Source organism: Yersinia canariae (assembly GCF_009831415.1).
Lineage (GTDB): Bacteria > Pseudomonadota > Gammaproteobacteria > Enterobacterales > Enterobacteriaceae > Yersinia > Yersinia canariae.
Genome location: NZ_CP043727.1, coordinates 3,990,627 through 4,008,624 on the forward strand (window position 1 = coordinate 3,990,627; position 17,998 = coordinate 4,008,624).

A 17,998-nucleotide genomic window follows, 5' to 3' on the forward strand; every position below is an offset into this window, starting at 1 on the left:
GAAATGGATGTATTACGCGAAATCCTTCATGCCTTATGGCAGCAGGATTTTAGTAAACTTGCCGACCCGAATGTGATTTGGGTTATTTACGGCATACTTTTTACTACCCTCTTTTTAGAAAATGGTTTGCTACCGGCTTCTTTCCTCCCCGGTGATAGTTTGTTGCTATTGGCGGGCGCACTCATTGCCAAGGGTGTCATGGCATTCTTGCCAACCATGATAATTCTGACCGTAGCGGCCAGCTTGGGTTGCTGGTTGAGCTACCTGCAAGGGTTGTGGCTGGGAGATACCAAAGTAGTAAAAAGGTGGCTGTTACAGCTGCCCGTTCATTATCGGCAACGCGCACATAACCTGTTTGTTCGCCACGGCTTGGCGGCTTTGATCATTGGGCGTTTCCTCGCTTTTGTGCGCACTTTACTGCCCACTCTGGCGGGGATTTCAGGTTTAAATAGCACACGTTTTCAGTTCTTTAACTGGCTCAGTGGACTGCTATGGGTTGGCAGTGTCGTAGGGCTGGGCTTCGCCCTTAGTCATATTCCCCTGGTTAAGCATTATGAAAACCAAGTCATGACTGCACTGATGATTTTACCCATTGTCCTGCTGCTGATGGGCTTGGTCGGCACGCTGGTTTTAGTCTGGTGTAAACGCAAAAGTGTGACTGAGTAACTCTCTGTGTTTGAGCAGCTAAACGGCGCTCAATGCGCCGTTTTTTTGTGGATATCATCTTAGTTAGTGCGTAACTTGGCCACTTCTTCACTCGGGGTTAGGCCGAAATAGCGTTTAAACTCGCGGCTAAATTGTGACGCACTTTCATACCCCACTTTATTGGCTGCGGTGCTGGCCTTCAGGCCATCGTGTAACATCATCATCCGCGCACGATGCAAGCGGTAAGATTTTAAATATTGCAGTGGAGAGGTGTTCGTCACCGCTTTAAAATTGTGATGAAACGCGGAAACACTCATATTCACATCAGCAGCTAATTGCTCAACATTCAGATTATCTGCAAACTGATTTTCGATACGCCGTAGAGTCTTGGTAATCTGATTAAAGTGCCCGTGGCGGTTAACCACTGCCTGTAATGCCCCACCACACTGACCACACAATACGTAGTAGATAATTTCTCGCACAATTTGTGGCCCCAGCACTCTGGCATCACGCGCATCAGACATCACATCCAGCAGCCGTTCGGTAGCACACAGCATCTCGTCAGTCAGGGCCGCAGAGTTCACGCCAGAAGTATTACTGAAAGGTTTATCCAGTTCATCATCACCGATATCTATCAGTAAATCCTGTAGCATCTGGCTATCTATATGAATGGATATTCCCGCTAAAGGTAGCTCCGGGCTGGCAAAAGTCTCACATTCAAACGGCAGCGGCACAGTCATTATCAGATAGTTCTTCGGATCATACTGAAACACTTTGCTCCCCAGATAACCCACTTTATGGCCCTGAAATATAATCACCACACTCGGTGTGTACATTACCGGTGTCCGCGGCTGATGCACGGTGGAGTACAGAATTTTTACCCGCGGTACTGCAGAAGGTGTTAAACCATTGCCCCGAGCCAGCTGGGTAATCTTCGCCGCCATCTGCGCCTGAATATCATTAGCCTCAACCATAATGCCCTCACCTCCCTTGGTTACCGGGTTTGACCTATCATCATAGGTTGCAAAAATTAATCCGAGATAAATTGTGCCTTATCTGTCAGGTTTTCTACAGTGATTTGGATGAATAGGCAAGAACAAGGCAGGAATGTGTTGATAGGAAACAGAAAATTTAATTGCGCAGTATGATTATTTTGCAAAACCAATAAAAACTTATTATTAATCAACTCAATATAAAATACTTAGCATTAATAATCGTTTTATGAAATTAATAGAAATAGTTTATATTTAATATCTATCAATGATTTTTCTAGATTTACTTTACAGATAAGTAAGATTTTATCAGATTCCGCAGGGAGCAACAGCTCAGGGATTACATTTATCGATAACTTCAGTATTGGAAGTCACTAGAAAAAATACGTAAATTGATTTGATAGGGTAATAATAAAGTGAAACATTCTCGAACGTTATTAAGTTTAATAATTGCAGGAGCAATATCTATTACAGCATTAAATGCTAATGCTGCTGATTCTGACTCTGATTGTGCGGGTGAACAAATACCGCAACTAAGTAATGTGGTACTTACCTGCGCCACTGAGATTGGTATTAATCCCAATCAAGGAATTGATCTATCCGCCGAAATTAGCACCGCCTTATCTGATGGCAAGTCAATATTTTTTCCTGCTGGTAGCTATCTTATTGGCAGCGATATTATCTTGAATGAAAAAAATAATTTAGTGGGTTCTGACACTGGAGTCACTATACTGCGCGGTGTCAAACCGAATGAGTCCATATCTATTGGCAACAAGGCCTATAGCATTCCGGTGAGTCAACTGACAATAAAAAATATTATCTTCGATAATGCTAAGGTTAAATTTTATGGCAACAAAAAGAATATAAGCATTATTAACAATGCTTTTATTAATACAATCACTACTGAAGAGCAACTGTCTGTATCACATAATCCTTTTACAATTCATGGCAATGTTTTCTTACGAGATAAAAATCATCCAGGGTTAGGTATATCCACCTACAGAAACTCTAATACAAAAGTTGAGAATAATGTCATTGGTGATATCTCTGATGAGAACATCCTTTTAACCATGAATTATTATGATGTTGGAACCTTTAATATAATCAATAAAATTAAAGCAGCAGCCAAAAACCAACAGCTGACTCTTTTGGATGATCAGGGGCACTTTATTTCAGGTTGGTATGCGACTGATGGATTAAAAAATTCTGTTTTCCGTAATAATGTTATCTCTGGTAATACTCTGGAATGTTTAGTTGTTAAAGAAGAAAAGGATGATAACAAAACAGATGATGAAAACTGTGCGATGGGAAGAGATCATGTTCTTTATATTAAACAATATAATAATGTCGACATTGTTAACAATTACTTCAGCGGCTGGCCAGAGAGGCCTTCAGGTCAATTAAAATTCCGTAATGCATCACATCTATATTTTGCTGGTAATTATCTGAACAAAACTGAGTTCAACGCTAGGCCCTATAAAAGTAGTTCCACACTAAATATGGATAATACTTTTATTTTCAATAATACGCTGCAAGATGCCATGATCGGTTATTGGCAGGATTTCTCAGATACAGATGACTTCTATATAAATTCTGAAAACTATGTTGTCTTTGATAATTTATTTATCTCTGACGATCAGGCTAAAAAACAGCTCACGGCCACCTGGAGAAGCACCCACGGCGAGTATTTAGAAGCCAATAACTACTATATTGATCAAACACCTGTGGCAACAGATGGTTTTCAGTCGGTGAATATCGCAACTGCAAAAGAGCGTTTGCCTGCGGAAAAAGCATCATTGTTAGCAATAAAACCCATCCCGCTGTGGAAAAAGGTTGGCAATATTTCTGGAGAAAATCTGAAAGACGATCAGTTGGTCAGGTTAGATATTGAAGCTGAGGGGTATCCAGCTCAATTCGTGGTTTATCAGCCTAAGAACAGATCTTCTTACCCTACTTATCGTTGGGCCGCAGAGCTAACAGATTTATTTAACGAGAAAATAGCAGGAGCCTGTGCTGGGGTACTTACCAGTAAAGTTACAGCTGACAATAATTGTAAGTTTATGGCGAAAAAACACTCGAGTTATTTAAACGGTATTTATACAACTGAAGGTGGGGCTGCAACTTACACCACCAAAATAGTCGATAAATATCTGGATGTTGGCTATATTTCAGCCTCCAAAATCAAGCCGGGTCAATCAGTTAAATTTGCTGTCACTTTCGAAGATGGCAGCTACAAAGACGTCACTTACACACCAACTGATGAATATTGGACGGCAGGTCACCGCTGGCCACTTAAGTTAGCAGAAAAAATCAATGCCAGTATTCCCGGCTTATGTGCTGGTCAGCGCATGGAAGCTAAAGTAGAAGTTAATGAAATATCTAAATGCGGTGGTGTGAAACCGATTCCTTCATCACATTTAAACTCTATTTATACCGCTAATGGGCAGTCGGCAAAAATAGCACTCAGTATCGGCAACTAGTTACCAGCGATACTTTAGTGCAATTCATTAAACGGGCGAAAATTCTATTTTCTGCCCGTTTTTTTACTCAGATATCACTATCCTGATTGACTGAGTTGGACTGCATCACACAGGTGTGTCAGTAGTTATCGGAGTCCTTTTTTGCGTGTTTTCTACAGTGATTTAGAGAAATAGGCAAGAGCAAGGCAGAAATGTGCATTGAGGTATGCTATCAGGTTACCGACAATGACTATCAATAAATTCTTACTCAACGCTGGAAGACAAATCATGCAAAATTTTACCCTTCATACCCCAACTAAAGTGCTGTTTGGTACTGGTCAGATAGCGCAACTGAATAAAGAAATCCCTGCTGATGCCCGAATTTTAATTACCTATGGTGGCGGCAGCATCAAGAAAAATGGTGTGCTCGACCAAGTTCACCAAGCGCTGAAAGGCTTTGATTTCGTGGAGTTTGGCGGCATAGAGCCAAACCCAACTTATGAAACCTTAATGAAAGCAGTCGAGGTTTGCCGGAGTGAGAAAATCAATTTCCTACTCGCGGTGGGCGGCGGTTCAGTCTTGGATGGCACTAAATTCATCGCGGCGGCGGTCAATTATCCACAAGATCCATGGCATATTCTGGAAACCACCGGCAGAGATATCAAAGAAGCGCTGCCAATGGGTTCAGTCCTGACCTTGCCTGCAACCGGCTCTGAAACTAACAGCGGTGCTGTTATCAGCCGCCGCAGCACCGGCGATAAACAACATTTCTTCTCACCTCTCGTCCAGCCGCTGTTTGCTGTGCTGGACCCAGTGGTAACTTATACCTTGCCGCCACGCCAGGTCGCTAATGGTGTGGTCGATGCTTTTGTTCACACTATTGAGCAATATCTGACTTATCCGGTCGATGCAAAAGTGCAAGATCGTTTTGCTGAGGGCTTGCTGCTAACACTGATTGAAGATGGCCCGAAAGCCTTGACTGATCCTGAAAATTACAATGTCCGTGCCAACATTATGTGGAGCGCGACTATGGCATTAAACGGCCTAATTGGTGCTGGTGTGCCACAAGACTGGGCGACGCATATGCTGGGCCACGAACTGACAGCACGTCACGGGTTGGACCATGCGCAAACATTGGCCGTGATATTACCGGCCTTGTTGGTGGAGAAAAAACAACAAAAACGCGCGAAATTACTGCAATATGCAGAGCGTGTGTGGAATATCCGCGAAAGTAGCGAAGACCAACGCATTGATGCTGCCATTGAAGCAACTCGTCACTTCTTTGAAAGCATGGGTGTCGCAACTCGTTTGTCCGATTACAAACTCGATGGCAGCACTATTCCCTTGCTTATCAAAAAATTAGAAGAGCACGGGATGACTGCCCTTGGCGAACACGGCGACATCACTTTAGCCGATAGCAAACGTATCTACGAAGCTGCGGTCTAACAATCATAGCTTGGCGGAATGTTAAGAGGTTCATAATCCCGCTCTTAACCGTCCGCCTTTGCGTTATTTTAAGACAAACTAATAAGTCGAGTCATCGTGACTAAACTTAAGTCATCGGCAACCGGCTGATACAGTCCAGTCACTCCCCTAAGGAAACGGCGTTACAGGCAAGTTGAAAGTCCGCAACGTTTTGTCCTAAGGGTATGTAAGCTAAGGAGATAAATATGGCGACGCAACCCATTATCAAATTGCACGATGGAAATCTGATGCCACAACTCGGCCTTGGCGTTTGGCAAGCAAGCATTGAAGAAACACAACTTGCTGTCAGCAAGGCGCTGGAGGTCGGCTATCGATCAATCGATACTGCGGCTATTTATAAGAATGAGGAGGGGGTTGGTCAGGCGCTGAAAACCGCCAATGTCGCCCGTGATGAGCTCTTTATCACCACCAAACTGTGGAATGACAGTCAGCATAATCCAAAGCAAGCACTGGAAGAGAGTCTGGAAAAACTTCAGCTCGATTATGTGGATCTGTATCTAATCCACTGGCCAGATCCTGCTCAGGACAGCTATGTCAGTGCTTGGCGTGAACTTATCGCACTGAAAGAAAAGGGTTTGATCCGCAGTATTGGGGTCTGTAACTTCAATATCCCTCATCTGCAACGGTTAATTGATGAAACCGGCGTAGCCCCTGCTGTTAATCAGATTGAGCTTCACCCTTTGCTACAACAGCGGCAGCTCCATGCCTGGAATGCCACACATCATATTGCGACTGAGTCCTGGAGCCCACTTGCTCAGGGTGGCGATGGCGTTTTTGATCAGGCGGTCATTCGTCAATTAGCACAAAAATACAGCAAAACACCGGCACAAATCGTGATCCGTTGGCATCTGGACTGCGGGCTGATTGTTATTCCAAAGTCAGTAACACCGGCACGTATCAGGGAAAACTTTGCAGTATTTGATTTTAAACTACACAAAGATGAACTGACGGCAATTTCGAAGTTAGATAGCGGAAAGCGGCTGGGGCCAGACCCGGATGTTTTCGGATCTGACCGCTGATTTATCAGCTTAATGATGCTTGGCTTTCCCTCTGGTCGCTCCAGCGGGTTTATTCACCGGCGCTCTGTTTGCGCCGGTTTTGCTACCTGATGCCTTGGGCGTAGATGTGCCCGCGGTTGCCCGCACGACTTTACCCGAAGAAGCTTTATTTTCAGGTGTTTTACCGGCAGGAGTGGTGTTTGTGCGGCTACCCGGCTGGCGCTGGCGAGTTATCGACGTGTGCTTAGTCAGTGCCGGAGTATGTTGCCGATACGCCCGGCGAGCTTCACGTTGCTCTTCCAGAGTTAGGGCCGGAACCAAGCATTCACGACGGCCACCAATCAGATGTTGCAGCCCCATATCTTCTAATGCTGTGCGAATCATCGGCCAGTTCGCGGGATCATGATAGCGCAGCAATGCTTTATGCAACCGCCGTTGGCGATCACCTTTAGGAACAACAACATCCTCACTCTTGTAATCCACTTTGCCCAGCGGATTTTTGCCGGTGTAATACATGGTTGTGGAGTTAGCCAGCGGTGATGGGTAGAAATTCTGCACCTGATCCAAACGGAAGCGGTTTTTCTTGAGCCAAAGAGCCAAATTGACCATATCTTTATCTTCCGTCCCTGGGTGCGCAGAGATGAAATAAGGAATCAAATACTGCTCTTTACCCGCCTGCTTGGAATAGGTATCAAACAGCTCTTTAAAGCGCTGATAGCTGCCCATCCCCGGTTTCATCATTTTGGAAAGTGGCCCTTCCTCGGTGTGTTCCGGCGCTATTTTTAAGTAGCCGCCTACATGATGGCTAGCTAATTCTTTGATATAACGCGGATCTTCCACTGCCAGGTCATAGCGAACACCGGAGGCGATCAGGATTTTTTTAATCCCTTTTAAATCACGCGCTCGCCGATACAAAGAGATCGTCGGCTGATGGTTAGTATCCATGTGCTGGCAGATTTCAGGATAAACACAGGATGCGCGACGACACGTCTGCTCGGCTCGAGGTGACTGGCAACGCAACATATACATATTTGCCGTCGGGCCACCCAGATCAGAAATAATACCCGTAAAACCAGGGACTTTATCGCGGATTTCTTCTATTTCACGAATGATGGAGTCTTCAGAACGGCTCTGAATAATACGCCCTTCATGTTCGGTAATAGAACAAAACGAGCAACCACCATAACAACCGCGCATAATATTGATCGAAAAACGAATCATATCGTAAGCCGGAATCGGTGATTTCCCATACGATGGATGCGGTACGCGCTGATAAGGGAGCGCAAAAACACTGTCCATTTCTTCGGTGCTAAGTGGAATAGCCGGTGGGTTAATCCAGATATAGCGATCGCCGTGCTTTTGCATCAAAGCCCGCGCACAGCCTGGGTTGGTTTCATGATGCAAAATCCGCGAAGTGTGGGCATACAGCACTTTATCCGCTTTCACTTTTTCATAGGATGGCAGCAAGACATAGGTTTTTTCCCACGGCTTGGGTTTAGCGGCTCGCACGGTAATTGGCTTGGCTTCCGGCTCAGGCACACTGTCCGTCGCACACGGCAAATCTTCGCCATACGGGTTAGGAATAGCTTCTATTCGGCCCGGTTTATCCATCCGGGTAGAATCCACACCACTCCAGCCCGGTAATGCGGTTTTGCGCATGACAACGGTATTACGGACATCCTGAATATCAGCGATTTTCTCACCAGCAGCCAAGCGGTGTGCAACCTCAACCAGTGGCCGCTCACCATTGCCATATACCAACATATCGGCTTTGGCATCCACAATCACCGAGCGGCGTACAGTATCTGACCAATAATCATAGTGGGCAATACGCCGTAAGCTGGCTTCAATACCCCCTAATAAAACAGGTACATGACTATAGGCTTCTTTGCAGCGCTGGCTATACACCAGCGTGGCACGGTCTGGCCGCTTACCGCTTTGGTTATCTGGCGTGTATGCATCGTCATGGCGCAACTTACGGTCAGCGGTATATCGGTTAATCATCGAGTCCATATTGCCCGCAGTAACCCCGAAGAACAGATTCGGTTCACCCAAGCGCATGAAATCATTTTTATTGCTCCAATCTGGCTGAGCAATAATCCCAACACGGAAGCCCTGAGCCTCCAGCATGCGGCCAATGATAGCCATGCCAAAACTGGGGTGATCGACATACGCATCACCGGTGATGACAATAATGTCGCAGCTATCCCAGCCCAATATGTCCATTTCTTCGCGAGACATCGGCAGGAATGGCGCAGTGCCATAGCATTCAGCCCAATAAGGCTGATAAGAAAACAGGTCGCGCTCTGGCTGGATCAGGCTGGTACTCATGGCAACACTCTTTGAATTGGGGAAATTGAGGTGGTTCGGGTTAAGAAATCATCACCGGGCGGCGATTATACGCATTTATCCACGGAAAGAGGAAGGATATATCATTTGATAATGTGATTAAGAACATCACTGAGAGCAGGGCCACCGAATCAATATCAATTGAAGCAATGGCCCTATTGCCCTTAGCCGAGTGTTGGCGCCGCCTGCGTCACCAGTTGCCCGGCGGTTCCACGGTCTGCCATCTCGAGGGTCTGGCTGTAAAACAGGAATGGGAAATGTTCAGAAGAGACCTGATTGAAATACACCAACAATTCCACATCACCATCAACCCAAACTGTATCCTTCCAGCCACGATCTTCGGCCATCGCGGGCGCACCATTGACGTTTTTCACCAAGAACGAAACGCCCTGAATATGGAATGCTTGCGGCATATCGGCATGAATGGTCCAACGTTCCCAAGTACCCTGCTGTGCTTGAGCATCAACCCGGTTCATATCCCAGATAGCGCCATTAATTCCTGGCAAGTCATCCCCTAAACGGAACTCGCGGGAACGAACCACACTGCCGTCCAAAATCTGATCTGAGAGCAAACGCATTGGTAAATTATCAGTGACCAACGGCAACAGGCCAGTTGGTTTTAATGTCAGCACCAAGGTAGAAATCAGAATAGTCGATGGCTCAAAAAGCCCGCGCAATCGATCCATAATCCCGGCGGATTCACCGGCCGTAATCGACACTTCGCTGCCCTGTGACATATCAATAACGACTTCACGCCGCTCACCCGGCGCTAACGAGAGCTGCTGCACCGCCACAGGCGCGGGTAGAAAACCCTGATCACTGGCAACCACATGCAATGGGCGGCCATCACTCAGTTGTAAGGTATAGCGACGGGCATTGGATGCATTTAATAAACGTAACCGCACCCAACCACGAGAAACTTCAACAAACGGGCTTTGCACACCGTTAACCAGCAAAGTGTCACCGATAAAACCACCTTTGGCTGGTGGGTCATATTCCGGTACGCCGAAGTTATCGAGCCGCTTGTCCTGAATAATAATCGGAAAATCATCAACACCGTAATGGCTCGGCAGCGGCATGGCTTTGCTGACGTCATCTTCCACCAGCCACATACCGGCCAGCCCATTATAAACATGGGGTGCCATGCGGTTAGGTGTATTGGCATGATACCAACAGGTGGCAGCGGGTTGCCTTACTGGCAATACTGGCGACCAATCGACACCAGGGGAAATCATACGCGACGCGCCCCCCATCAATGTGCCCGGAACTTGTAGCCCACTGATGGTCATTGATACTGGCTCAGTCAAACGGTTGCTATAAATGAGCTTAACGTCATCCCCGCTATAAACCCGGACAGTCGGCCCCAGATACATACCATTGATACCCCACACCGCCGCTTTTTGTCTGCCACTGAAGGCCCAGTGCGCCCGCTGTAAAGTCAAAAACAACGGTTGGCCACGGCGAGATTCCAGTAAAGGTGGAATAGGTAACGAGGATTGCTGGGTACTATTAGCCTGTGCCCTCAATGGCAACGAGCCTGCGCCAAGCGCTAAGCCCGTAGCCTGAATGAACTGGCGACGACTGAGTGACATATCTTCTCCGTGAAAACCACAATCAAACTTACTGCAAAATTTTGCCTGACTGCGTATAACGCTGAAGGACGGCAAAACGCTCACGACCAGAGTCGTTTAAATGAAAATCCAAAAATTAACTTCGGGCAAAATAATCTCCGCAGAATAACCCGTGGGCAGGCGCTAATGGATTATTTTTCAGTTGCTGCCTGCTGGGCAATTTCTGCATCAAGTTGTTCAATTTTAGCCAGCATCAAATTACGGCAATGCTCTGACAACTCACGAACGCGATCTTTGCCATACCCGGTGGTATCAACTGGCGGCATTATTTCTACAATAACTTTGCCATTTGACCAACGGTTTAACTTGATATGGTTAGTACTGGACACACAGATTGGCACAATTGGCACCCCTGCGGCGATAGCTGCATGAAATGCACCAGTCTTGAACGGCAGCAAACCACGGCCACGGCTACGAGTCCCTTCGGGGAACATCCAGATAGAAACATTCTTTTTCTTAACTTGTTCAACAACTTGAGCAATAGTACCATGTGCTTTAGCCCGGTTATCACGGTCAATAAGAAGATTCCCCGTCAGCCAATATAATGGGCCAAATAACGGTATCCACAGCAAGCTCTTTTTACCCACGGTGACAGTGCCGGATTGAACGACATTCGACATCGTGACCATATCGTAGTTATTTTGATGGTTTGCGATATAAATGCAGGTACCGTAGTGCGCTGCATCTGAGGGAATTCGCTGCTCAACGGTAATCCCAAATAATACTGACATTCGGCCAAAGAGATGGGCGAACGTGGCAAGATTACGCGGATTCCGTGGGCGAAACAGGCAATAAATCGAACCAAATACACACACTAGAAAACAATATAAAACTGCCAGCACCGTGCGCACAATTAATAGCATAACAACCTCTTAAACACTCACTCTTAGATTCGTAATCGGCGCTAGTATAACGATTTCCGAGCAAAACACCGCGCAGATTCCTTACCCTAGTCCGGTTACGCGACAGCGCGCGCAAATTACGCGCGCTCCCTGTTACATTGGCGGGCTACCACCTAATTACTCTTCATTATCTATGGGTATCGGCCGCTCTGGTGCATCAACATCAACGCGATCAATACGTTGCAGACCACGAGGCAGTGGAGAACCTTTCCGGCCACGTTCAGCTCTGAATTTCTGCAAATCTTCTGGCCGTAAGGTTAGCTTACGTTTACCGAAGTGAAGGGTAATGGATGTTTGAGGAGGCAAGACAAATAACCAGACCAGGCGATCTTTACCCGCAGCAGCATCCGCCGCTGGGATTGAGACTATTTTATTGCCCTTACCTTTTGATAACTCAGGTAGATCTGCCACCGGGAACATCAACATACGGCCAGCAGCAGTGATGGATAGCAGCATGTCATCCGGCCCATAAATTTCCAATGGCGGCAACACTTTGGCATTTTCCGGCAAGGTAATCATCGTCTTACCAGCTCGGTTTTTGGCAACCAAATCATTGAATGTACAGACAAAACCATAACCCGCATCTGAAGCCATCAATAACTTCTGATCGTCTGACGCCATCAATACCTGTTCAATAGTTGCCCCTGGCGGCAGAGTTAACTTACCGGTTAGCGGCTCCCCTTGCCCACGCGCTGACGGTAGTGCCAGTGGGTCCAACGCATAGCTGCGGCCGGTTGAGTCCATAAAGACCACCGGTTGGTTACTCTTGCCGCGTGCCGCAGCACGGAAGCTATCACCGGCTTTATAACTTAATCCACTCGGGTCAATATCATGGCCTTTGGCACTGCGCACCCATCCCATTTCAGACAACACGATGGTCACCGGCTCAGACGGCACAATGTCATGCTCACTCATGGCTTTGGCTTCACCGCGCTCAGTCAGTGGTGAACGGCGGTCATCACCATAAGCAGCAGCATCAGCCTGGATTTCTTTTTTAATCAGTGTGTTAAGCTTACGTTCTGATGCCAATAACGCCTGTAATTGATCGCGTTCTTTGGCTAGATCATCTTGCTCACCGCGGATCTTCATCTCTTCCAATTTAGCTAAATGGCGGAGTTTCAGTTCGAGGATAGCTTCAGCCTGAGTTTCAGAAATCGCAAAGTGCTGCATCAGCAATGGTTTTGGCTCATCCTCAGTACGGATGATATGAATAACTTCATCGATATTAAGGAAGGCAATCAATAAACCTTCTAAAATATGCAGCCGTTTTAATACCTTTTCTAGCCGATAATTCAGTCGGTTACGTACTGTTTGACGACGGAATATCAGCCACTCAGTCAGGATTTCCAACAGCCCTTTGACTGACGGGCGATGATCCAGGCCGATCATATTCATGTTAATGCGATAACTTCTTTCCAGATCCGTGGTGGCGAACAGATGGTTCATTACCTGATCCAGATCGACACGATTGGTACGCGGAACAATTACCAAACGAGTAGGATTTTCATGGTCAGATTCATCGCGTAAATCCTCAACCATCGGCAACTTCTTAGCGCGCATTTGGCTGGCAATCTGCTCCAGCACTTTAGCACCGGAAACCTGATGTGGCAGGGCAGTAATCACCGCGCTACCATCTTCTTTCTTCCACAATGCCCGCATCCGCACCGACCCACGGCCATTCTGGTAAATCTTACGAATTTCATCACGCGGAGTGATGATTTCTGCTTCCGTTGGGAAATCAGGCCCTTGTACGAACTCCAGCAACTCGTCAAGAGAAGTGGTGGGCTTATCAATAAGGGCAATTACTGCCTGTGCAATTTCGCGCACATTATGGGGTGGAATATCTGTTGCCATCCCGACGGCAATGCCGGTGGTACCATTGAGCAGAATATTCGGCAAACGTGCAGGTAGCATTTTCGGCTCCTGCATGGTGCCATCAAAGTTTGGTACCCAATCAACAGTGCCCTGCCCCAACTCGCCCAGCAAAACTTCTGCATATTTAGATAGCCGAGATTCGGTGTAACGCATCGCCGCAAAAGATTTAGGGTCATCCGGTGCCCCCCAGTTCCCTTGCCCATCAACCAATGGATAACGGTAGGAAAATGGCTGCGCCATCAATACCATAGCTTCATAACAAGCGCTGTCGCCATGTGGGTGATATTTACCCAGCACGTCACCGACTGTACGGGCGGATTTTTTGAATTTTGCGTTATTGCTCAGCCCCAGCTCAGACATCGCGTAGACAATGCGCCGTTGCACCGGTTTCAAACCATCGCCGATAAACGGCAACGCCCGATCCATGATGACGTACATGGAATAGTTCAGATAGGCGTTTTCAGTAAAGGTGTGCAGCGGTATGCGTTCTGCACCGTCATGAGTCAAATCACTCATTACTCAATTATCCTCAGACTCTGGAGGCGATCACTGTCAGTCAGCAAATCGGCACCGCAAGTTCATTGTCAATTTCTGCCCGCGATAGTACCTCATCTGCGGGGCTACTGTCACAACCCACAGATAATCTCAATCTTTCCCCCTTGTAACATTAGCCGCTCTTTCTATCAGCGCAGCAACAAAACGATATCATCATGTAGCCTATCGCTTCTCTTCCCTTTCTATACTGCCTATGCGCTGGCCCCCCTTCAGCTGCTATTTGCTCCCCCGATTGGCAGCTCTCGGGCGATTAAACCTATTATTAACCGCCGATACTTGCCGAGCTTTATGGCAAAAGGTGAAACCATCATCGCCGGGTAGCATCACATCCAAAATGACTAAATCCACGAGTTTTGTTGCTTATTAAGCAATAGTGTTATGCATCATTGTGTGTTTTTCTCTGGTCACAAAACCCTTAGCATACTCAGTATTCCGTGTTGGGCAGTATCAGGCCCGTGGCTTTAAAAGGATTATATCAATGAGTAATGTATTAATTATCAACGCAATGAAAGAATTTGCGCACTCCAAAGGGGCGCTTAATTTGACTCTCACTAATGTAGCTGCCGATTGTCTACAGGAAAATGGTCATCAGGTTAAAATAACTACCGTTGACCAAGGCTATGATATTGAAAGTGAAATTGAAAATTACCTGTGGGCTGATACTGTTATTTATCAGATGCCGGGTTGGTGGATGGGCGAACCATGGATTTTGAAAAAATATATTGATGAAGTGTTTACCTATGGTCATGGTCGCCTGTATCAAAGTGATGGCCGTACTCGCTCCGATGCCACAAAGGGCTATGGTTCTGGTGGGTTGATTCAAGGGAAAACCTATATGCTTTCAGTAACCTGGAATGCACCACTTGAAGCTTTTACTGATCCGAATCAGTTCTTCGAAGGGGTCGGTGTTGATGGCGTTTATCTGCATTTCCATAAAGCAAATCAATTCCTTGGGATGGAGCCTTTGCCAACATTTATGTGTAATGATGTGATTAAACAACCGGATATTGAAGGTGACATTAGTCGTTATCGTCAGCATTTGGCCGAGCATTTTAAACATCAAGCCGTTTGATACACACAATCACATCTAAGTTGAGTCAATTATGATTACTGTTTTTGCAGAAATAAGAGTCAAACCGGGGCGTCGTCAGGCGGTGTTAGACGCCATTGAGAAGCTAATACCAGCGGTACTGGCAGAAGAAGGTTACGGTGGCATTATTGGTTTTTTTTAAGCCAATGACTGCCCTGTAACTTAATCTGCTCACTGACATAATCCAAAAAACAGGTGATCCGTGCGGCAAGCTGAGTATTGCGATAATAAACCGCATTAATCGGCTGCCAGGTTTCCAGCGTTTGATCGGCCATCACTTCGACTAAACGCCCCGCCAGTTGATCTTCGCGGGTCATAAAATCTGATAACTCGACGATTCCCTCCCCCTGTAAAGCCAATAAACGCAGTGTTTCCCCACTGGATGCTGCCAGATTAGGGGTAATTGATGCGCGCCCACCCGGCAAATGAGGTAGTGACCACTGGTTAAGGAACTCCGGCTGAGTGAAGCCGAGCAAGCTGTGATTGGCTAAGTCGTCAATCGTGTGAGGGGTGCCATGGCGTTGCAGATAATCAGAGCTGGCGAGAATTCGCACCCGGCTGGCTCCCAACAGACGCGCATGGATAGTTGAGTCTCGCAGTGCGCCGATGCGAATCGCGATGTCAGTACGTTGTTCCAACAAATCAATATTCAGATCGTCAGTATTCAGCTCAAGAATAATTTGTGGATATAGCGCGCGAAAACCGGTGATCATCGGCACAATGACATGCTGCATAAAAGGTGCTGCCGCATTTACCCGCAACCGCCCAGCCGGTTTCAGCCGCCGTAGCGCAATCTGCTCTTCAGCATCATCGACCGCACCGAGAATTTGCCGAGCATGACTGAGGAATAACTCGCCTTCCTCCGTCAATTCCAGCCGCCGCGTAGTGCGGCGCAACAGCGTCGTCGCCAGTTTCTGCTCCAGCCGACTCAATGCCCGGCTGATGCCCGATGTGGTCTGACTGCGCTGCTCCGCTGCCGCCGTAATTGAGCCACAGTCAACTACCGAGGTAAAAGCCTGCAACTCTTCTAAGGTCACTTTCATCGATTAGACCTCGATTTCAGCGGTATCACCTTTCTCTTGTAGCCAATTGCGGCGATCTTCCGAGCGCTTCTTCGCCAATAGCATATCCATCATTGCCATTGTCTTATCAATATCTTCATCACCGATGGTTAATTGCACCAAGCGACGAGTATTGGGGTCAAGAGTTGTTTCCCGTAACTGCAACGGGTTCATTTCACCCAGCCCTTTAAAGCGCTGAACATTTGGCTTACCGCGTTTACGTTTCAGTTGTTCCAATACCCCGGCTTTTTCTTCTTCATCCAGAGCGTAAAACACTTCTTTGCCCAAATCGATACGATACAACGGCGGCATAGCGACATACACGTGGCCATTGCGTACCAGAGCACGGAAGTGGCGAACAAACAGCGCGCACAGCAAGGTCGCAATATGTAAGCCATCGGAATCCGCATCCGCGAGGATACAAATTTTGCCATAACGCAGCTGGCTCAGGTCTTCGCTGTCGGGATCAATACCAATAGCGACAGAGATATCATGGACTTCCTGTGAGGCTAGAACTTCATCTGAAGACACTTCCCAGGTATTCAGGATCTTCCCTTTCAGCGGCATGATCGCCTGATATTCGCGGTCACGCGCTTGCTTGGCAGAACCGCCTGCGGAATCCCCTTCCACCAAAAACAGTTCGGTCATGCTCAAATCTTGCGACGTACAGTCAGCCAGTTTGCCGGGCAATGCCGGGCCGCTGGTCAGTTTCTTGCGCACCACTTTCTTCGCAGCACGCATACGGCGCTGGGCGCTGGAAATAGCCAACTCAGCTAGCTGTTCCGCAGCTTGCACGTTCTGATTCAACCACAAGCTGAACGCATCTTTTACTACACCGGACACAAAGGCGGCACACTGACGTGAGGAAAGTCGCTCTTTCGTCTGGCCTGCGAATTGTGGATCCTGCATTTTGACTGATAACACGTAAGCACAGCGTTCCCAGATATCATCCGCTGAGAGTTTGACACCGCGCGGCAGAATATTGCGGTATTCACAAAACTCACGCATGGCATCAAGCAAGCCCTGACGTAAGCCGTTAACGTGAGTTCCGCCCTGCATGGTCGGGATCAGGTTGACATAGCTTTCGGTCAGCAACTCGCCGCCTTCCGGTAACCATAACAGTGCCCAATCAATCGCTTCGGTATCCCCGGCAAAAGAGCCGACAAACGGCTCTTCTGGCAAGGTAATCAAGCCGTTAACGGCTTCCATTAGGTAATCGGTCAAACCATCGGCATAACACCAGCGCTGCTCGGTATTATTAACCTGATCTTTAAAGACGATTTCCACACCAGGGCACAGTACGGCTTTTGCTTTCAGCAAATGTGACAAGCGGGAGACTGAAAAACGCGGGCTATCAAAGAAAGAAACATCCGGCCAGAAATGTACGCTAGTACCGGTATTACGCTTACCGCACGTGCCAATAACCTGTAAATCCTGCACTTTATCGCCATTTTCGAAGGCGATACTGTAGATTTGGCTATCACGGCGTACTGTTACTTCTACCCGCTTGGATAGGGCATTAACCACCGAAATACCGACACCGTGCAAACCACCAGAAAACTGATAGTTTTTATTAGAGAATTTACCGCCTGCATGTAAACGACACATAATCAGTTCAACCGCAGGTACGCCTTCTTCAGGATGGATATCAACCGGCATCCCACGGCCGTCATCAATTACTTCCAGTGATTGATCGGCGTGCAGAATGACGTCAATGCGACGGGCATGCCCTGCCAGTGCTTCATCGACGCTGTTATCAATCACCTCTTGACCAAGGTGGTTTGGCCGCGTGGTGTCCGTATACATTCCCGGACGACGACGCACTGGTTCTAAACCGCTGAGTACTTCAATGGCATCAGCGTTATAGCTGGATTCAGTCATGGTTTGATTAATATTCGGCTAATGGTTGGAAGGCTAGCGGTGACATGCCCGGCAGGCCATCACGGCCTGCGGTGC

12 protein-coding genes and 1 pseudogene are annotated in these 17,998 nt (G+C 47.3%); 6 read left to right on the top strand and 7 right to left on the bottom strand.

Annotated features, from left to right (window positions below):
* The first annotated feature begins 3 nt into the window (after positions 1–3).
* Complete coding sequence (locus F0T03_RS18325; RefSeq protein WP_145554076.1) at positions 4–666, top strand: DedA family protein; 663 nt, start codon at positions 4–6, stop codon at positions 664–666.
* Positions 667–725: 59 nt separating this feature from the next.
* On the opposite strand, the gene F0T03_RS18330 is transcribed toward F0T03_RS18325, so the two are convergent.
* A complete protein-coding gene (locus tag F0T03_RS18330; protein WP_159679960.1) occupies positions 726–1,619 on the bottom strand; it encodes an AraC family transcriptional regulator in 894 nt (297 codons plus the stop codon).
* 434 nt (positions 1,620–2,053) lie between these two features.
* Between F0T03_RS18330 and F0T03_RS18335 the strand changes: the two genes are divergently transcribed.
* The 3 genes from F0T03_RS18335 to dkgA all read left to right on the top strand — a co-directional run bounded on the left by F0T03_RS18335 (position 2,054) and on the right by dkgA (position 6,600).
* A complete protein-coding gene (locus tag F0T03_RS18335; protein ID WP_159679962.1) occupies positions 2,054–4,117 on the top strand; it encodes a pectate lyase family protein in 2,064 nt (687 codons plus the stop codon).
* 267 nt (positions 4,118–4,384) lie between these two features.
* Positions 4,385–5,542, top strand: a complete 1,158-nt coding sequence (gene yqhD, locus F0T03_RS18340; protein ID WP_159679964.1) for an alcohol dehydrogenase — start codon at positions 4,385–4,387, stop codon at positions 5,540–5,542.
* A 224-nt stretch (positions 5,543–5,766) separates the two neighbouring features.
* Positions 5,767–6,600, top strand: a complete 834-nt coding sequence (dkgA, locus tag F0T03_RS18345) for a 2,5-didehydrogluconate reductase DkgA (RefSeq protein WP_145554068.1) — start codon at positions 5,767–5,769, stop codon at positions 6,598–6,600.
* Between the two features lie 9 nt (positions 6,601–6,609).
* Here dkgA and F0T03_RS18350 read toward each other — a convergent pair whose 3' ends face one another.
* From F0T03_RS18350 to parC, 4 genes are all read right to left on the bottom strand, one after another.
* On the bottom strand, positions 6,610–8,910 hold the full coding sequence (locus F0T03_RS18350; protein WP_159679966.1) for a YgiQ family radical SAM protein: 2,301 nt from the start codon (positions 8,908–8,910) through the stop codon (positions 6,610–6,612).
* A 182-nt stretch (positions 8,911–9,092) separates the two neighbouring features.
* Positions 9,093–10,520, bottom strand: a complete 1,428-nt coding sequence (gene ftsP, locus F0T03_RS18355; protein WP_145554064.1) for a cell division protein FtsP — start codon at positions 10,518–10,520, stop codon at positions 9,093–9,095.
* Between the two features lie 170 nt (positions 10,521–10,690).
* Positions 10,691–11,422 carry a 1-acylglycerol-3-phosphate O-acyltransferase gene (locus F0T03_RS18360; RefSeq protein ID WP_145554062.1) on the bottom strand — a complete coding sequence of 244 codons (732 nt, stop codon included), beginning with the start codon at positions 11,420–11,422 and terminating at the stop codon, positions 10,691–10,693.
* Between the two features lie 156 nt (positions 11,423–11,578).
* Positions 11,579–13,852 carry a DNA topoisomerase IV subunit A gene (parC, locus tag F0T03_RS18365; protein WP_159679968.1) on the bottom strand — a complete coding sequence of 758 codons (2,274 nt, stop codon included), beginning with the start codon at positions 13,850–13,852 and terminating at the stop codon, positions 11,579–11,581.
* A 517-nt stretch (positions 13,853–14,369) separates the two neighbouring features.
* On the opposite strand from parC, the gene F0T03_RS18370 reads away from it, so the two are divergent.
* Positions 14,370–14,963: an NAD(P)H-dependent oxidoreductase gene (locus tag F0T03_RS18370; RefSeq protein WP_159679970.1), complete on the top strand. Its 594-nt coding sequence runs from the start codon at positions 14,370–14,372 to the stop codon at positions 14,961–14,963.
* 31 nt (positions 14,964–14,994) lie between these two features.
* A pseudogene (locus tag F0T03_RS18375) lies at positions 14,995–15,105 on the top strand (putative quinol monooxygenase); the annotation flags it as partial.
* A gap of 1 nt (position 15,106) precedes the next feature.
* On the opposite strand, the gene F0T03_RS18380 reads toward F0T03_RS18375, so the two are convergent.
* Together F0T03_RS18380 and parE are read right to left on the bottom strand one after the other, a co-directional pair.
* Positions 15,107–16,024, bottom strand: coding sequence for a LysR substrate-binding domain-containing protein (locus tag F0T03_RS18380; RefSeq protein WP_145554054.1), 918 nt, complete (start codon positions 16,022–16,024; stop codon positions 15,107–15,109).
* 3 nt (positions 16,025–16,027) lie between these two features.
* Positions 16,028–17,923, bottom strand: a complete 1,896-nt coding sequence (gene parE, locus F0T03_RS18385; protein WP_145554053.1) for a DNA topoisomerase IV subunit B — start codon at positions 17,921–17,923, stop codon at positions 16,028–16,030.
* Between the last annotated feature and the right edge of the window lie 75 nt (positions 17,924–17,998).